Annotated in this window: 12 protein-coding genes; all 12 read right to left on the bottom strand. The window is 73.6% G+C overall.

Annotated elements, in window-relative coordinates; all coding sequences use genetic code 11:
* Positions 1 to 40 precede the first annotated feature (40 nt).
* On the bottom strand, positions 41 to 1,264 hold the full coding sequence (locus tag ACWH4W_RS17605; RefSeq protein ID WP_473076670.1) for a sugar phosphate isomerase/epimerase family protein: 1,224 nt from the start codon (positions 1,262 to 1,264) through the stop codon (positions 41 to 43).
* Between the two features lie 114 nt (positions 1,265 to 1,378).
* On the bottom strand, positions 1,379 to 2,758 hold the full coding sequence (locus ACWH4W_RS17600) for an alkaline phosphatase family protein (RefSeq protein WP_473076669.1): 1,380 nt from the start codon (positions 2,756 to 2,758) through the stop codon (positions 1,379 to 1,381).
* Entirely contained in the window at positions 2,755 to 3,924 is a 1,170-nt protein-coding gene (eboE, locus tag ACWH4W_RS17595) for a metabolite traffic protein EboE (RefSeq protein ID WP_473076668.1), read from the bottom strand. Before eboE ends, ACWH4W_RS17600 begins: the two co-directional genes overlap by 4 nt.
* Positions 3,925 to 3,927: 3 nt before the next feature.
* Positions 3,928 to 4,824, bottom strand: a complete 897-nt coding sequence (locus tag ACWH4W_RS17590) for a TatD family hydrolase (protein WP_473076667.1) — start codon at positions 4,822 to 4,824, stop codon at positions 3,928 to 3,930.
* Entirely contained in the window at positions 4,824 to 5,573 is a 750-nt protein-coding gene (locus tag ACWH4W_RS17585) for an EboA domain-containing protein (protein ID WP_473076666.1), read from the bottom strand. The genes ACWH4W_RS17590 and ACWH4W_RS17585 overlap by 1 nt, the downstream gene beginning before the upstream one ends.
* A complete protein-coding gene (locus ACWH4W_RS17580; RefSeq protein ID WP_473076665.1) occupies positions 5,570 to 6,517 on the bottom strand; it encodes a sugar phosphate isomerase/epimerase family protein in 948 nt (315 codons plus the stop codon). Before ACWH4W_RS17580 ends, ACWH4W_RS17585 begins: the two co-directional genes overlap by 4 nt.
* Positions 6,514 to 7,557 (bottom strand): SCO3242 family prenyltransferase, encoded by a 1,044-nt coding sequence (locus ACWH4W_RS17575; protein WP_473076664.1) that lies wholly within the window; start codon positions 7,555 to 7,557, stop codon positions 6,514 to 6,516. Before ACWH4W_RS17575 ends, ACWH4W_RS17580 begins: the two co-directional genes overlap by 4 nt.
* Positions 7,554 to 8,738, bottom strand: a complete 1,185-nt coding sequence (locus ACWH4W_RS17570; protein ID WP_473076663.1) for an inositol-3-phosphate synthase — start codon at positions 8,736 to 8,738, stop codon at positions 7,554 to 7,556. Before ACWH4W_RS17570 ends, ACWH4W_RS17575 begins: the two co-directional genes overlap by 4 nt.
* Positions 8,739 to 9,562: 824 nt before the next feature.
* Positions 9,563 to 13,288 (bottom strand): ThuA domain-containing protein, encoded by a 3,726-nt coding sequence (locus ACWH4W_RS17565; RefSeq protein ID WP_473076662.1) that lies wholly within the window; start codon positions 13,286 to 13,288, stop codon positions 9,563 to 9,565.
* A gap of 315 nt (positions 13,289 to 13,603) precedes the next feature.
* On the bottom strand, positions 13,604 to 14,602 hold the full coding sequence (locus ACWH4W_RS17560; protein WP_473076661.1) for a sugar phosphate isomerase/epimerase family protein: 999 nt from the start codon (positions 14,600 to 14,602) through the stop codon (positions 13,604 to 13,606).
* Positions 14,603 to 14,617: 15 nt separating this feature from the next.
* Positions 14,618 to 15,826, bottom strand: a complete 1,209-nt coding sequence (locus ACWH4W_RS17555) for a Gfo/Idh/MocA family protein (RefSeq protein WP_473076660.1) — start codon at positions 15,824 to 15,826, stop codon at positions 14,618 to 14,620.
* 79 nt (positions 15,827 to 15,905) lie between these two features.
* Positions 15,906 to 16,955: a substrate-binding domain-containing protein gene (locus ACWH4W_RS17550; protein ID WP_473076659.1), complete on the bottom strand. Its 1,050-nt coding sequence runs from the start codon at positions 16,953 to 16,955 to the stop codon at positions 15,906 to 15,908.
* Positions 16,956 to 16,964: the final 9 nt, after the last annotated feature.

Below are 16,964 nucleotides of genomic sequence, written 5' to 3'. Positions count from 1 at the left end.
GTGACGCCCGGCCGCGCCCGCCCCGTCCGTCGTCACGCGGTCAGCGGCGGCGCCCGCGCAGGGCCGCCATGTTGTCGTAGCTGATCTTGGCCTCGCGCAGCGACTGCGCGGGGTCGGTCTCGCTCGGGGCGTTGTCGTCCTCCACCATCGGGTTGCGGTAGTCGCTCAGCCCGACGCGGGAGAAGAACGTCGTGTAGTCGATGTCGCCGGTGCCGAACGGCACCATGTCCCAGCCCATGCCGTTGGTGGTGTCGACGACGCCGTCCTTGGCGTGGAACAGCGGGTAGCGCTTGTTGTGGCGGACGACCAGGCCCGCCGGGTCGAAGACGCTCCTGCGGGTGGAGCCGTCGGGGGCGGTGTAGGTGTGGAACTTGTACTGGGCGACGTGCGCCCAGAAGACGTCCATCTCCAGCCAGACCAGCTTCGGGTCGGTGACCTTCAGGAAGTACTCCAGCTTCCGGACGCCCGAGCTGCGGGTCGGCCGGCCCTGGTCGTCCAGCGGGCCCCGGTCGAGCAGGAAGCCGTACGCGCTGTCGTGGTTGTGGGTGTAGAGCTTGATGCCCTCGCGACGGGCGATCTCGCCGAGCGCGTTCCACTTGTCGGCGGCCACGTCCCAGTCGGCGCGGTAGGAGCTGCCGGTGGGGTCGCCGCCGGTGCCCATGTGGTCCATGCCGAGGATGTTGGCGATCTCCAGGTGCTTCTTGAAGGTGTCCTGGTCGGCGGCGGTCAGCGGCCAGGACGACGGGATGAAACCGTGGTTGCCCTGGGCGCGCAGTCCGTAGTCGTCGAGCCAGCGGCGCAGGAGCTTGGCGCCCTGCGCCGTTTCGAGGTTGTCGCCGCCGGGCGCGTTCGGGTGCTGGCGGTAGCCGGCGAACTCGACCTGGCGGTAGCCGTGCCGGGCGAGCTGCTTGAACACCTCGCGGAAGCCCGAGGGCAGGTCACTGGCGAGCGGGTCGCGGGCGGTCGCGTCACGGACGGTGTAGAGGATGATGCCGCGCTTGTGCGGCGGGACGAGCACCCGGCCACGGCCGTGGCCGTGCCCATGTCCATGTCCGTGGCCGTGGCCGTGGTCCCTGTCGTGGGCCAGGGCCGGGGCGGCGCCGAGGACGGGGGCGGCGACGGCGCCGGCCGCCACGGCGGTGCAGGTGCTCAGGAAGCGGCGCCGGGCCACGCCGAGGCTGCGGCGCAGCGCCTCGTCCGGAGTGTCGGTGAGCGGGGCGGCGTCGCTGCCGGAGGGGCGGGAGGGGTCGGAGTACGGGGTCACGGGTGCCTGCCTTCTCGGTCGTGGCCGGTCCCGGCGGCTGTGGGACCGGCCGTTGTCAGTGCCGTGTGTTTCACTCTCGGTAGTCGGAAGTCGGCGGCCGTGCGTGGTGCGGTGTCAGCCGAGTCCGGCGAGCCGGAGCAGGAGTTGCTTGACGTCGGTGGCCGCGACGCGGTCGCCGACCGCACGGGGGGTGGAGCAGATGAGGAGCGGACCGTCGTCGTCGCTCGCGGGGAGGCGGCCGTGGCTGCCGCGAACAGGTGAGGCGTCGAGGGGCACGACCGCCATGCGGTAGCGCATGCCGAGTTTCTTGCGGGCCAGCGCGCCGGCCGCCTTGACCTTGACGTAGGGGTCGTGGGGGTCCATGAACAGTTCGACCGGGTCGTAGCCGGGTTTGCGGTGGATCTCGACGAGCTGCGCGAAGTCGGGCGCGCGGTCGTCGTCGAGCCAGTAGTAGTACGTGAACCAGGCGTCGGGTTCGGCGACGGCGACGAGTTCGCCGGCCCGTGGGTGGTCGAGGTGATGGGCCTTCTTGCCCTCGTCGTCGAGGAGCTGCTCGATGCCGGGCAGGCCGTCGAGGGCCTCCCGGGTGGCGTCGAGGTCCTCGGGGCGGCGGACGTAGACGTGGGCGATCTGGTGGTCGGCGACCGCGAAGGCACGGGAGGCCATCGGGTCGAGGTACTCCATGCCGTCCTGGGTGTGGACCTCGAGCAGGCCCGCGCGGCGCAGGGCGCGGTTGACGTCCACCGGCCGGCTCACGCGGGTGATGCCGTACTCGGACAGGGCGACGACGGTGCGTCCCTCGGCGCGGGCGTCGTCCAGCAGCGGGGCGAGGGCCGCGTCGAGGTCGGCGGCGGCCTTCAGGGAGCGCGGGTCGTCGGGGCCGAAGCGCTGCAGGTCGTAGTCGAGGTGAGGGAGGTAGCAGAGGGTCAGGTCGGGGTGCCGGGTCGCCATGATGTGGCGGGTGGCGTCGATGATCCACCGGCTGGAGACCAGGTCGGCGCCGGGTCCCCAGAAGTGGAAGAGGGGGAAGGTGCCGAACTTCTCGGTGAGTTCGTCGTGCAGGGCGGGCGGCCGGGTGTAGCAGTCGGGTTCCTTGCGGCCGTCGGCGTAGTAGACGGGACGGGGGGTGACGGTGATGTCGGTGTCCGCGCCCATGGCGTACCACCAGCAGATGTTGGCGACGGTGTAGCCGGGATGGACGCGGCGGGCGGCGTCCCAGAGCTTGTCGCCGGAGACGAGGCCGTTGTGCTGCCGCCACAGCAGGACGTCGCCGAGTTCCCGGAAGTACCAGCCGTTGCCGACGATGCCGTGCTCGGAGGGCATGGCGCCGGTGAGGAAGGTGGACTGGGCGGCGCAGGTGACGGCGGGCAGCACGGTGCCGAGCGGGGCGCGGGACCCGGTCCGTCCGAGGGTCTTGAGGTGGGGCATGTGGTCGAGCAGACGGGGGGTGAGGCCCACGACGTCGAGGACGAGCAGGGGGATGGGGTCGGTCATGGGAGTTCCTTCAGGCCGAGGTCCGTCAGCAGGTCGCGGGCCAGGGTGAGTTCGGCGGCGATGCCGTCGGCGAGCTGGGCGCGGCCGCGGGGGCGCAGCTCGGGCGGGAGCGCCTGCCAGGTGTAGGTCTCCACCTCGAGGTGGCGGGTGAGCGGGTGCGGGCCGCCGACGAGCCGGGTGAGCACGGAGGTGAGGACGGGGAGCGTGGAGGTGAGGGGCGTGGCGGGGTCCGCGTGCAGCGGGACGTGGAAGTGGGAGCGCCAGGGGCCGGTGTCGGGCAGGGCGTCGCCGGCCAGGGCCTCGTCGAGGTCGTCGGTGCCGCGCAGTCCCGCGCGCGTGGGGGTGCGGGTCTGGTGCAGGAAGCGGGGTTCGGCGAAGGCGGCCAGGGCCTCGCGGACCTCGGGGAGGTGCGGCTGTTCGGCGTGCAGGGCGGCGGACAGCTGGGCCTTGACGACGGGGACGCCGGCTCGGGCGAGGTCGTCCAGGGCGGTGTCGGGATCTTCGAAGGAGGTGGCGAGGTGGCAGGTGTCGACGCAGACGCCGACGCGGTCGTGGCCGACGGCGGTGAGGGGCGCGATGGCGTCGCGGGTGGTCTCGACGACGCAGCCCGGTTCGGGTTCGAGGGCGACGCGGACGGAGCGTCCGGTGAGGTCCTCGAGTGCGTCGAGGCGTTCGGCGAGGGTGCGCAGGGCGGTGCGGGCGGTGTCCGCGCGTTCGTCGTCGTAGGCGGTGCGCCAGGCCAGGGGGAGGGTGGAGATGCTGCCCTCGGTGACGTCGTCGGGGAGCAGGGCGGCGAGTACGCGGGCGAGGGCGGCGGTGTGTTCCAGGCGTTCGGGGTCGGCCCAGTCGGGTGTGTAGACGCGGTACTTGACCTCTTCGGCGCCGAAGCCCTCGTAGGGGAAGCCGTTGAGGGTGACGACCTCCAGGCCGCGCCGTTCGAGTGCGCAGCGCAGGTCGCGCAGGGCGGCGGGGTCGGTCACCAGGGCGCGGGCGGCGTCCTTGGCCAGCCACAGGCCGATGCCGAGCCGGTCCCGGCCGAGGCGCCGGCGGACGGGTTCGCAGTGGTCGCGGAGCTGGGCGAGGACGCCGTCGAGGGTCTCGGCGGGGTGGACGTTGGTGCAGTAGGCGAGGTGGACGGTGGAGCCGTCGGGGTGGCGGAAGCGCACGGCTCACGCCCCTGTGGCGTCGGCGGCGGCGGTGTCCGGCCGCGGCTCGTCCCTGGGCGTCCCGCGCAGGACGGAGTTGCCCTCGTGGGTGGCCTCGGTGGCGGGGACGCCGAGGTCGAGGCGGCCGCTGAGGCCGTAGAAGGCGACCGGGTTGCGCCACAGCACGCGGTCGACGTCGTCCTCGGTGAAGCCCTCGGCGAGCATCAGGTCCGCGACCTTGCGGGTCTTGAGCGGATCGCTTCTCCCCCAGTCGGCGGCGGAGTTCACCAGCACCTGCTCCGGGCCGTAGGCGCGCAGGACGGCGACCATCCGCTCCTCGTCCATCTTGGTGTCGGGATAGACGGAGAAGCCGAGCCAGGCGCCGCTGTCCTTGGCCTCCTTGACGGTGGTCTCGTTGAGGTGGTCGATCAGCACCCGCTCCACCGGCAGCGCGGACTCGCGGACCACGTCGAGGGTGCGGCGCAGTCCGGCGAGCTTGTCGCGGTGCGGGGTGTGCACCAGCGCGGGCAGCCCGTGGTCGGCGGCCAGCTGGAGCTGGGCGGCGAGGGCGGTGTCCTCGGCGGGTGTCATGGAGTCGTAGCCGATCTCGCCGACGGCGACGACGTTGTCCTTGACCAGGTAGCGGGGCAGCGCGTCGAGGACGGGGGTGCAGCGCGGGTCGCCCGCCTCCTTGGGGTTGAGGGCGAGGGTGCAGCGGTGGGCGATGCCGTACTGGGCGGCGCGGAAGGGTTCCCAGCCGAGGAGGGAGTCGAAGTAGTCGAAGAAGGAGGCCGGGGAGGTGCGGGGCTGGCCGAGCCAGAAGGAGGGTTCGACGACGGCGCGGACGCCCGCGGCGTACATGGCCTCGTAGTCGTCGGTGGTGCGCGACGTCATGTGGATGTGGGGGTCGAAGATGCGCATCAGGACTCCTTGCCGTGGGGGACGCCCGGACCGTGCGGGCCGTCCGTGCCGTGCGTCGGGGCGGCGGGCTCGGTCAGGGCCAGGACGCGGTGCAGGTCCTCCGGGACGGTGCGGCCGGCGGCGGTGCGTTCGGCGGCGTAGTCGCCGAGCATGCGGGCGAGTTCGGCGTCGCCGCGGGCGCGCCGGGCGAGGCCCGCGACCAGGTCGACGGCGACGCCGGTGAACAGGCACTTCAGTACGGCGTGCCGCCAGGCGTGGGCGTCGAGGTGGCGGGCGCCGTAGGGGCCGAGGGCGGCGGCGACCAGCCGGGTGTCGTTGGTGCGCAGGGCGTCCTCGACGAGCGGGAGCGCCTCGGGTCCGGGCACCAGGTGGGGCAGGGCGTGCAGGACGGCGCGGCGTTCGTCGGCGGTGCCCTGGCGGTAGACGCGGGTCAGGGCGTCGGCGTCGGCGCGGGCCGCGTGCAGGATGAGGACGCGGGCGGCGTCGGCGTGTTCGGGTCCGCAGCGGCGGCCCGCCTCGGCGAGGCGCAGCTCCCACACCGAGATCGGTCCGTGGGCGCCGGGGTGGGTGGTGGCCTCGTCCAGGGCCTGGTCGAACCAGGCGCGGGCGGCGCCGTCGAGCCGGGCCGCGAGTCGGCGGCGCAGGTCGGCGGGCGGGATGACGGCGGGGGTGGTGCCGTCGCCGGGGGCGGCCGGTGTGCCGGTGGTGCCGGCGTCCGGGCCGGCCGGTGCCGCGGGCGGGCGGGTCATGGAGTGCTGCTCCCTTCGGGGATGGCGGAGGGATCGCCGTGAGAGGGGACGGTGGACGGGCCGGTGGTGCGCTCCGCCGCGAGCCGGGCGGCGCGGCGCAGGTACGGCAGCGAGTGGGCGGCGTAGCGGGGGCCGGCGTGGGAGTGCCGGGGCAGTTCGACGACGGTCAGGCCCCGGTATCCGGTGGCGGCGAGCGCCGCGAGGACGGGCGGGAAGTCGATCTCCCCCTCGCCCAGCGGCAGGTGCTCGTGGACCGCGCGGCGCATGTCCTCGATCTGCACGTGGCGCAGCCAGGGCGCGGCCTCGCGGACGCAGTCGGCGGGCGCGAGGGGTTCCAGGCACTGGCAGTGGCCGATGTCCAGGGTGAGGCCGAGCGGCTCGGGGTCGCCGAGGGCGCGGCGCAGGCGGTGGAAGCCGGCGAGGGTGGCGAGGAGGTGACCGGGTTCCGGTTCGACGGCGAGCGGGACGCCGGCGGCGGACGCCGCGTCCAGCACCGGGGTGAGGGCCCCGGTGAGACGTTTCCACGCGGTGTCCTCGTCGGTGCCGTCGGGAAGGGTGCCGCTGAAGCAGTGCACGGCGTGCGCCCCGAGGTCGGCCGCGACCCGCACGGCCCGCACCAGCAGGTCCGCACGGCGCGCGCGGTCGTCGGGGTCGGCGTCGAGCAGGGACGGGCCGTGCTTGCGCCGGGGGTCCAGCACGTAGCGGGCGCCGGTCTCCACGGTGACGCCGAGCCCCAGTGCGTCCAGGCGGCGCGCGACGTGCCGGGTGCGGGCCGCGAGGTCGGGGGCGAGCGGGTCGAGGTGCATGTGGTCGAGGGTCAGCCCCACGCCGTCGTACCCGAGGTCGGCCAGCAGGCCGAGGGCGTCGTCGAGGCGGAGGTCGGCGAGGCCGTTGGTGCCGTAGCCGAAGCGCAGCGGCAGCGCGGCGGGCGCGTGCGCGGTCATGTGAGGCTCACTCCCCTCATGGCGCGCCGGCGGGCGAACACCCGGCCGGCCGGGGCCAGGGCCGCGATCAGCAGGGACGTGGCGGTCGCCCCGGACCGGGCGGTGAGCGCCGCCTGCAGGGGGACCGTGGCGCGGATGCCGCCGCCGACCGCGCGCTGGGTGAGCGGGGGTGAGGGGTTGAGCGCGGCGTGGAAGTACGGCCGCGCGGCCGTGGCGGCGTAGGCGGCGGCCAGCGCGGCGGTGACGGCGCCGGCGGGCGTGGGCCGGGCGCCGCCCGGGGCGGGGCCCGGCAGGCCGGGGGCGGCTGCTGCCCGCCGGCCTGCCGGGAGTCGGATGCGGCGGCGGGTGACCAGCCGGGTCAGCGCGCCCGTCGCCGCGAGGGCGGCGAGCGGGGCCGCCGCCGAGCCGCCGGTGGTCTCGCGCCGGGAGACGGCGGTGACGGCGAGGGTGTGGCAGCCGAGGAGGGCGGCGGAGGGCGCCGCCGCCCGGGCGGAGCCTGCGGCGGCGCCGCCCATCAGCAGGTCCAGCCCACGGGCGGCGGCCATCGCGGCGGGGCCCGCGGGCGTGTGCTTCAGCGCCAGGTCGTACGCCCAGACGGTGGCCGCCAGCGGGGCGGCCACCGCGAGGGCGGGGCGTCCGGCGCGGGCGGCGAGCAGCAGTCCGGCGCCGGTGAGGCCGCAGGCGGCGGTGAACGCGGCGGCGGGGCGGACCCGTCCGGACGGGAGGGGACGGTGGGGGCGTTCCACGGCGTCCTCGGCGCGGTCGGCCCAGTCGTTCAGCGCCATGCCGGCCGCGTACAGGCACAGGGAGGAGCCGATGGGGAGCAGGGCGCGGGGTCCGGGCCGCCGGCCGGCCGCGGCGACACCGGCGAGGGTGTCGCCGGGGACGGTGAACAGGGCGGGCAGCCGCACCAGTTCCGCCCAGGCGGCGGCGCGGCCGGGACGCGGGGCGCCGGAGGGCGGGGGGTCCCCGGCGGCAGGAGTCGCGGGGGCGGTGCCCCGGGCCACGGGGGTGAGGCGCGGGGTCGCGGTGTGGGTCATCGCTGCGCCCCGCTGTCCCCCGCGTCGTCGCGCAGGCGTGCGGCGAAGCGTTTCAGCTCCGTGTACTGCTCCCCCAGGGAGGACGGGCCGTCGCCGACCGGGTCCTTGAAGTAGAAGCCGAGTTCGCCCAGCGGGCCGGTGACGCCCCTCTGCCGGGCGCGGAGCAGCAGCCGGGCCAGGTCGAGCACGAGCGGCGCGGCGAGGGCGGAGTCGCAGCCCTGCCAGATGGTCTGGAGGATCATGCGGGAGCCGAGGAAGCCGTCGAAGGCGATGTGGTCCCAGGCCGTCTTCCAGTCGCCCAGCGCGGGCACGTCGTCGATGTGCACCTCGCCCTCCGGCGCCGCGCCGAGGGTGTCGGCGAGGACGCGTTCCTTGCCGGCGTTCTTCGCGGCGGCCGCGGCGGGGTCGGCGAGGGCGGCGCCGTCGCCGCCGCCCAGGAGGTTGGTGCCGGACCAGGCGCGCACGGCGAGGGCGCGCTGCTGGAACATCGGGCCCAGCACGGCGCGCAGCAGGGTCTGCCCGGTCTTGCCGTCACGGCCCGCGTACGGCACGCCGGCCTCCGCGGCGAGCGCGGCCAGCGCCGGGTGGTGGAGGCCGGTGGAGGGGGTGAAGTTGACGTAGCCGCAGCCGGCGCGGAGGGCGGCGGCCGCGTAGAGGGAGCTGGGCGGGAGGGCGCCGTCCGCGGGGGCGGGCTCGGTGGAGGCGACGTTGATCACGACGGCGCCGGCGAGGCCCTTGCGGTCGACGAAGTCGCGGATGTCGGCGGCGAAGACGTCGATCCAGTCGTCGTCGGTGCGGGCGGGGCCGGCGTCCGTGTCGCCGGGAACGGGGCCGCCGGGCCTGATCTCGTGGTCGGCGGCGACGAGTTCGGCGTGCACGGCGGCGGGGAGGCCGTGCGGGAGGACGCCGCCGTCGGCGAGGTGTTCGGCGCGTTTGGGGAGCGGGCAGTCCACGGTGTCGTGCCCGCCGAAGACGAGCGAGGACAGCGGGGGCAGGCCGCTCGCGGCGAAGTCGGGGGTCTCGGTGACCATGCCGGTCGGCGGATGGAGCCCGGCGGCGACGGCCGCGCAGCCCACGACGACGGTCGTGGCGACGGACCCGCGGGCGCCGACGAGCCAGACGCCGAAGCGGGGAGCGGAGGAGGAGGGGGTGGTGGGGACGGAGGACGGTTCGGCGGACATGGGCAGCCTCCTTGTCGAACGCGAACCGGGTGTGGCGGTGCGCCGGCCCGGCGGCCCGGCCCACCGCCGGCGCTACGACCGGCGGTGGGGCGAACCCCGGGCGGGGTGGTGTGTCCGGTCCGGGGACCGGACGGTGTTCTCGGCCCTCGGGCCGCGGCGTTGCCGGACGCAGGAGCCGTGCGTGGCACCGGGTACGGACCCGGCGCGGTGCCCGGCCCGTGGACCAGGCGCGTGCCGGTCCCGGGACCGGGCCGTGGCCCGTACCCGGGAACCGGGTGGTGCGTCGTGCACGTGTGCGGGCGCGGTGCCGCACGGCAGCCGGGCCACCGGACCCGCCACCGACGCCGGCCCGAGGACGGATCCCGTATCGGGCTCGGGGCCTGGTACGGGTCCCCGCCCCGGGTCGGTGCCCGGACCCACGGGCCGGTCAGGTCACCGGCCCGGAGGGGCCGGCCGGAGCCCGGCGTACGTCGAGGCCGGGAGCGGAACACCGTGCGGGCCGCAGGCCCGGCGCGGTGTCGGCTCAGGACCGCGGGCCACGCTCGGTCCTGCGGACCGGACGGTGGGCCTGCCCTCGCACCGGGCGCTGCGCCCGGCTCACGGGCCGACCGGTGTGCCGGTCCGTGAGCCGGACGGGGCGCCCGCCCTGCGGACCGGCCGGAGGACCAGGCTCCGGGCGGGCCAAGGGGGCGAGCCGGGCGCCGGCCCCGTGGCCCGGGCGAGGTGCCGGGACCAGGGCCGGACGTGTGCCGGACCCGAGGGTTCCGGACCGAGGCGGCGGGCGGGGGTCCGGCGTCCGTCCGCCCGCCGCCGTTCTCGGTGCCCTAGGAGGGCAGTTCCTTCAGCTGGATGTTGCGGAAGGAGACATGGTCGTCGGCCCCGTGGTTCTGCAGGCCGATGTAGCCGTCGGTCAGGCTCCGCTGCGGGTCCTTGTTGGTGAAGTCGTTGATCTTGACTCCGTTGAGGAACACCTGGAGCCGCTCGCCCTTGACCTTGATCTCGTAGGAGTTCCACTGCCCGGGCGGGCGCAGCACCTGGTCGCGGGCCTTGATGTCGGCCGACTTGAAGGAGTAGACCGCGCCGGTGGTGCGATCCGCCGCGTCCGTCGCGTCGATCTGGATCTCGTAGCCCTTGTCGACCGCCGACCACGGGTCGTCGGAGGCCGGGAAGCCCACGAAGACACCGGAGTTGTCGTCGCCGCGCATCTTCCAGTCGAGCTTCAGCGAGTACGACTTGAGCTCCTTGGCCTGGTACCAGAGGAGGCCCATGCCGCCCTCGGACTCCATGACCCCGCCGTCCTTGACGACGAACCTGCCGGGGCCGGCCTGCTTCCAGCCGTCCAGGGTCTGGCCGTTGAAGATCTTCCGGTAGCCCTTGTCCGGCTTGCAGTCCGCCTTCACCTGGCCGGTGGCGTACTGCAGACCGCCGAGCAGGTGGGCGCGGAAGGCCTCGTCGGCGTACGACTCCTTGGTGTGGCCGCCGCCGGTGTAGAAGGAGCGGCCGCCGCCGTAGGTCTGGCACCAGGCGATCGGGTGGTCGCCCTTCATCGTGCCGCCCTCGTAGCTGGTCTCGTCGAGGGTGGCGAGGACCTTGGCCTGCTCACGCGGGTTGGTGCGGTAGTTGTACCACTCGTCGGTGCGCTCCCAGGTGTCCTCCAGGTGCGCGGTGGACGGGTGGTCGTGGTCCTCGACGCGCACGGTGGCCTTCTGGACGGCCGGGTGCGAGTCGAAGTACGCGCCGACGAGGCCGCCGTAGAACTCCCAGTCGTACTCGGTGTCGGCGGCGGCGTGGATGCCCATGTAGCCGCCGCCGTTCTTCACGTAGTTCTCGAACGCCTTCTGCTGCTCGGCGTTGAGCACGTCACCGGTGGTGGACAGGAAGGCCACCGCGTCGTACTTGGCGAGGTTGGCGGTGGTGAACTGTCCGGCCTCCTCGGTCGCCGTGACCGAGATGCCGGCCGGGGCGCCGAGTTCCTTCAGGGCGGCCACGCCGTCCTCGATGGAGTCGTGCCGGAAGCCGGCCGTCTTCGAGAAGACGAGGACCTTCTTGCCCTGCTTGAACGGCTGCGTGGAGAACTCGAAGTCGTCCACGTCGTACAGCGCGCCCTCGCCGCCCCTGAAGACCAGGTAGATCTCGGTGGTCTTCTTCGGCAGTGCCCGCAGCGGGACGTCGACGTCCTGGAAGGTCTCCCAGCCGCCGGTCGGCGGGATGTACGCCGAGCCGTGCAGCGGGCCCTCGGGCGAACCGGTGCGCAGCTCGATGTAGCCGCCGGAGCCGCCGGAGGAGGCCCGCACGGTCAGCTTCTTCTGGCCGTCGAAGCGGTAGGGGGTGAAGGAGATCCAGTCGCCGTCGTGGATGTCGCCGACCGTCTTGCCGCCGTTGGCCTGGGTCTTGTCGATGACGCTGACGCCGGACTGCTCGGTGAAGTGCTCGGCCTGGCGGTGCAGCGGCTGGATGACGGCGCGCGCGGTGCCGGTCAGCGCCTCCTGGCCATTGGCCCCGCCGTCGGTGTAACTGGCGCCGACGACACCGTAGATGTTGGCGTTGGGGTCGTGACCGCCGTCGCCGGGCGGCGGGTTGAGGGTGCCCTCACAGCCCGTCTCGCTGGTGAGCTCGTGGGCGTGGTTGTCGTGGCCGAGGCTGTAGGCGACCTTGACCCTGGAGCAGTCGACCTGCTCCTCGGGGTCGGTGACGGTCACCTTGAACGGCACGGGCTCGCCGAAGGCGGCCAGGCTGCCGTTGCCCGGGATCTCGATCTTCACGGTGGGCTCGGTGTTGCCGACGACGATGCGGACGCTGGCGTTGCCGGTGTTGCCCTCGGGGTCGGTGGCGGTGAAGGTCGCGGTGTAGGTGCCGGCCTTCTTGTACCTGTGGGTGGGGGTGAGTCCCTCGCCCTTGGTGCCGTCGCCGAAGTCCCAGGCGTAGGTGAGGTCCGGGGAGTCGGCGTCCTCCGCGGTGGCGGTGAACCTGACCCTCAGGCCGGCCGCGCCGGACGTGCGGTCGGCGCTCACCCCGACGATCGGGGAGAAGCCGTCCTCGGCGTTCTCGATCCGGTACAGCGCGGAGTGCTGGTCGCCCTGGAACCAGGACAGGCCGTAGTCGAGGACGTAGAGCGCGCCGTCCGGGCCGAAGTCCATGTCCATGATCTGCGTGCCGGTCCACGGGAAGTCGTTGATCTTCGCGACCGAGCCGCCGGGGCCGTCCTCGGTCTGCTCGATGCGCTTGATCCAGCGGCGCCCGAACTCGCCGGCGAAGAAGTCGCCGTCGAACTCCTCCGGGAACTTCACCGAGGACTTCAGGTCCGGGTCGTAGCGGTAGACCGGGCCCGCCATCGGGGACTCGGAGCCGCTGCCGAACTCGGGGACGGAGCCGTCGTCGTAGGGGATCCAGGCGGGCTGGGCGGGCGGCAGGTCGACCAGGCCGGTGTTGTGCCGGGAGGTGTTCTTCGGCGCGGAGCAGTCGAACGTGTCGCCGGACGTGCCGGTGGCGAAGTCGTAGTCGACGTAGGCGTCGTTGTCGCCGGTGCAGAACGGCCAGCCGAAGTTGGCGGCCTTCGTCACCTTGGCGAACTCGACCTGTCCGGCCGGGCCGCGGGTGGGGCTGGCGGCGCCGGCGTCGGGGCCGTAGTCGCCGACGTAGACGATGCCGGTCTTCTCGTCGACGCTCATCCGGAACGGGTTGCGGAAGCCCATCGCGTAGATCTCGGGGCGGGTCTTCTCGGTGCCCGGCGGGAAGAGGTTGCCCTCCGGGACGGTGTACGAGCCGTCCTCGGCGACCTTGATGCGCAGGATCTTGCCGCGCAGGTCGTTGGTGTTGCCGGAGCTGCGGCGGGCGTCGAAGGCGGGGTTGCGGCCGGGGCGCTCGTCGATCGGCGTGTAGCCGTCGGAGGCGAAGGGGTTGGTGTCGTCGCCGGTGGACAGGTAGAGGTTGCCCTCGGCGTCGAAGTCGATGTCGCCGCCGACGTGGCAGCAGGTGCCGCGGGAGGCGGCGACGTCCAGGATCTTCTTCTCGCTGGACAGGTCCAGGGTTCCGTTGGGATTCAGGACGAACCGGGAGAGGCGGTTGACGCCGTCGAACTTCGCGAAGTCCTCGGCGGTGCCGTTCTCCGGGGCGTCACCGGCGGGGGTGTCGAGCGGCGGGGCGTAGTAGAGGTAGATCGCCCGGTTGTTCTCGAAGCCGGGGTCCACCCCGACGCCCTGGAGGCCCTCCTCGTCGTGGCTGTAGACGGGGATGCGGCCGGCGACCTTGGTGACGCCGCCCTGGTCGGTGAGGCGCAGGGTGCCGTCCCGGGAGGTGTGCAGGACGCTGCGGTCCGGGAGGACGGCGAGCGACATGGGCTCGCCCATCTCGGGTTCGCCCTTGGCGAGCGGCACCTGCTGGAACTGCCCCTCGGCCGCCGCCGGTCCGTCGTGCTCCGGGTGGCCTGGGTGGGCGCCGGCGACGGTGGCCGGGGTGCCCACGGCCAGCAGCAGGCCGGTGACCAGGGCGAGCGTGGTGCGGAAGGCGGGGCGTTTGGCGGTGCGGGTCGATGTGAGTCTTCTTCTGTGCACGAAGTCCCTCCGGGAACGGGATGGGGCCGTACGGAACAGGTGCTGATCGTGCGGTGCGTGCGTGGGCCGGGGTGCGCCGTCACCCCGGAGGCGTGGGCGCCCTGAACACTCCAGGGACGGTAACCGCGTTCTTCCGGGGACAACACCCCTTGGACCGGGCCTGGTTGAACTTTTGCCCAGGAGAGGACAAAGCGGATTCCAGGCAGGCCGGACCGGGGGCCGGCGAACGCGCGGCCCCCGTCCCCGACCTGGCGTCGGGACCGTTTCCTCAGCCGCTGGACGCCGCGTCGGGGAACGCGCCGGGCGGGTCGCGCCTCAGCTGCTGAACGCCGCGTCGAAGGAGGCGCTGGGCGGGTCGTAGTCGAAGGCCCTGAGCCGCTTCAGCGCCTCGGGGGCGCCCTGGAGGCGGTCCATGCCGGCGTCCTCCCACTCCACGGAGACCGGTCCCCGGTAGCCGACGGAGCGCAGCATGCGGAAGACGTCCTCCCAGGGCACGTCACCGTGGCCCGCGGAGACGAAGTCCCAGCCGCGCCGGGGGTCGCCCCACGGCAGGTGGGAGCCCAGACGGCCGTTGCGGCCGTCGAGGCGCTTGCGGGCCTCCTTGCAGTCGACGTGGTAGATCCGGTCGCGGAAGTCCCACAGGAAGCCGACCGGGTCGAGGTCCTGCCAGACGAAGTGGGACGGGTCGAAGTTCAGCCCGAACGCCGGGCGGCGGTCCACCGCGTCGAGGGCGCGCACGGTGGTCCAGTAGTCGTAGGCGATCTCGCCGGGGTGGACCTCGTGGGCGAAGCGCACGCCCTCGGCGTCGAAGACGTCGAGGATCGGGTTCCAGCGCTCGGCGAAGTCCTCGTACCCGCGCTCGATCATCGACTCGGGGGCGGGCGGGAACATGGCCACCAGGTGCCAGATGGCGGAGCCGGTGAACCCGATGACGGTGTCGACGCCCAGGAGGGCCGCGGCGCGCGCGGTGTCCTTGATCTCGGCGGCGGCCCGCTGCCGTACGCCCTCGGGCTCGCCGTCGCCCCAGATCCGGGCGGGCAGGATGCCCCGGTGGCGTTCGTCGATGATGGCGTCGCAGACGGCCTGACCCACCAGGTGGTTGGAGACCGCCCAGCACTTCAGGCCGTACTTCTCGAGGAGCTGGTGGCGGCCGGCCACGTAGGAGGGGTCGGCGAGGGCCTTGTCCACCTCGAAGTGGTCGCCCCAGCAGGCGAGTTCGAGGCCGTCGTAGCCGAAGTCGCGGGCGAGCCGGCAGACCTCCTCCAGCGGAAGGTCGGCCCACTGGCCGGTGAACAGGGTGAAGTTGCGCGACATCCGTATCCGTCCTCCTCAGGCGGCGATCGGGGTGTAGACGGCGTTCTTCTCGGCGCTCTCCTCCACCGCCGCGAGGACGCGCTGCACCTGGAGTCCGTCCGCGAAGGACGGTTCCGGGACGCGGCCCTCGGCGATGGCGTGCACCAGGTCGCGGGCCTGGTGGGCGAAGGTGTGCTCGTAGCCGAGGCCGTGGCCCGGCGGCCACCAGGCGTCCAGGTAGGGGTGGTCGGGCTCGGTGACGAGGATGCGGCGGAAGCCGCCGTGCGCGGCGTTCCCGGTGGCGTCGTGGTACTCGAGCTCGTTGAGCCGTTCCAGGTCGAAGGCGAGCGAGCCGCGCTCGCCGTTGAGTTCGATGCGCAGGGCGTTCTTGCGTCCGGTGGCGTACCGGGTGGCTTCGAAGGACGCGAGGGCGCCGGAGGCGAACCGGCCGGTGAACACGGCGGCGTCGTCGACGGTGACCGGCCCGGTGCCGGCCGCGGAGACTGTGGCCAGGCCGCTGCTCGACGCGGTGGGCAGCGGCCGCTCGCGGACGAACGTCTCGGTGAGCGCGGAGACGCCCGCGAGCCGCTCGCCGGCCAGGTGCTGGGCGAGGTCGACGATGTGCGCGCCGAGGTCGCCGAGCGAGCCGGATCCCGCCTGTTCGCGGCGCAGCCGCCAGGTGAGCGGGAACTGCGGGTCCACCAGCCAGTCCTGGAGGTACGCCACCCGCACGTGCCGCAGGGTGCCGACGCGGCCCTCCTCCACCATCCGCCGGGCCAGCGCGGTGGCGGGCACCCGGCGGTAGTTGAAGCCGACCATGGCCGCCTGGCCGCGGGCCCGCGCCTCCTGGGCCGCGCGGGCCATCGCCTCGGCCTCCGCGACGGTGTTGGCGAGGGGCTTCTCGCACAGCACGTGCTTGCCCGCGGCCAGCGCGGCCAGCGCGATCTCGGCGTGGCTGTCGCCGGGGGTGCAGATGTCGACGAGGTCGACGTCGTCGCGCTCCACCAGGGCCCGCCAGTCGGTCTCGGCCCGTGCCCAGCCGTGCTGGTCGGCCGCCGCCCGCACGGCGTCGGCGTCCCGGCCGCAGATCACGGCCATCTCGGGGCGGAGCGGCAGGTCGAAGACGCGTCCCACGGTGCGCCAGCCCTGGGAGTGGGCGGCGCCCATGAAGGCGTAACCGACCATGCCGACGCGCAGCGGCGGCTTCCCCGTTCCCGCCCCTTCGGACGCTTGCGGCTGTGCCATTCGGATGTCCTCCTCGTCGTCGTGGCGGGCGGGGCGGTCCCCGCCCGGTGGGCCGGTCAGGCCCGTGGGGCGGGGCCGCTCACCTGAATCCGGTGGGCATGTACTGGTCGACGTTGTCCTTGTCGACGACGGCCGAGTAGCAGGTCACCGAGGAGGGGATCTCGAACTCGGACAGGCCGTCGATGCCCTTGCCCTGGCCGAGGGCGCGGGCGAGGTCGATCGCGGAGGCGGCCATCGTCGGCGGGTACAGGACCGTGGCCTTCAGGACACCGTCGTCGGCCTTGATGGCCTCGAACGCGGAGAGCGCGCCGGCGCCGCCGACCATCAGGAAGTCGTCGCGGCCGGCCTGCTCGATGGCGCGCAGCGCGCCCACGCCCTGGTCGTCGTCGTGGTTCCACAGCGCGTCGAACCGCGACTGGGCCTGGAGCAGCTGTGCCATCTTGGCCTGGCCGGACTCGACGGTGAACTCGGCGGCCTGGCGGGCCACCTTGCGGATGTTCGGGTAGTTCTTCAGCGCGTCGTCGAAGCCCTGGGTGCGCTGCTTGGTCAGCTCCAGGTTGTCCAGGCCGGCCAGCTCGATCACCCTGGCGTCGGGCTTGTCCTTGAGCTTCTCGCCGATGTAGTGGCCGGCGTTGAGGCCCATGCCGTAGTTGTCACCGCCGACCCAGCAGCGGTACGCCTGCGGGGTGTTGAAGATGCGGTCGAGGTTGACGACGGGGATGCCGGCGCGCATCGCCTTCAGCCCGACCTGGGTGAGCGCCTTGCCGTCGGCGGGCAGGATCACCAGGACGTCGACCTTCTTGTTGATGAGGGTCTCGATCTGGCCGATCTGCTGGGCGGTGTCGTTGGAGCCCTCGGTGCTCTCCAGGGTGACGTCGGAGTACTTCTCGGCACGCTGCTTGGCCTGGTCGTTGATGGCGTTGAGCCAGCCGTGGTCGGCCTGCGGTCCGGCGAAGCCGATGGTGACCTGCTTGCCGGGCTTGTCGTCGGCGGCCGGCTGGTTGTTCGCGGCGGACTCGTCGCCGCCGCTGGGCTCGTTGCTGGTGCAGCCGGTGACGAGGGCGCCGGCGGAAACGGCGGCGGCTCCGAGGAGGAGTCCTCTGCGGCTGGTGGACGTCGGCTCTGGCATGGCGGTGAA

The sequence above is a fragment of the Streptomyces sp. DSM 120436 genome, assembly GCF_055778765.1.
The sequence above is the reverse complement of the archived record's forward strand: the minus strand, read 5'-3'. Positions and strand labels throughout refer to the sequence as shown.

Coding starts and splice junctions, on each gene's coding strand:
- ACWH4W_RS17600 (WP_473076669.1), bottom strand. CDS start 2,758: ATGACCGACCCCATCCCCCTGCTCGTCCTCGACGTCGTGGGCCTCACC.
- ACWH4W_RS17590 (WP_473076667.1), bottom strand. CDS start 4,824: ATGCGCATCTTCGACCCCCACATCCACATGACGTCGCGCACCACCGAC.
- ACWH4W_RS17585 (WP_473076666.1), bottom strand. CDS start 5,573: ATGACCCGCCCGCCCGCGGCACCGGCCGGCCCGGACGCCGGCACCACC.
- ACWH4W_RS17580 (WP_473076665.1), bottom strand. CDS start 6,517: ATGACCGCGCACGCGCCCGCCGCGCTGCCGCTGCGCTTCGGCTACGGC.
- ACWH4W_RS17575 (WP_473076664.1), bottom strand. CDS start 7,557: ATGACCCACACCGCGACCCCGCGCCTCACCCCCGTGGCCCGGGGCACC.
- ACWH4W_RS17570 (WP_473076663.1), bottom strand. CDS start 8,738: ATGTCCGCCGAACCGTCCTCCGTCCCCACCACCCCCTCCTCCTCCGCT.
- ACWH4W_RS17560 (WP_473076661.1), bottom strand. CDS start 14,602: ATGTCGCGCAACTTCACCCTGTTCACCGGCCAGTGGGCCGACCTTCCG.
- ACWH4W_RS17555 (WP_473076660.1), bottom strand. CDS start 15,826: ATGGCACAGCCGCAAGCGTCCGAAGGGGCGGGAACGGGGAAGCCGCCG.
- ACWH4W_RS17550 (WP_473076659.1), bottom strand. CDS start 16,955: ATGCCAGAGCCGACGTCCACCAGCCGCAGAGGACTCCTCCTCGGAGCC.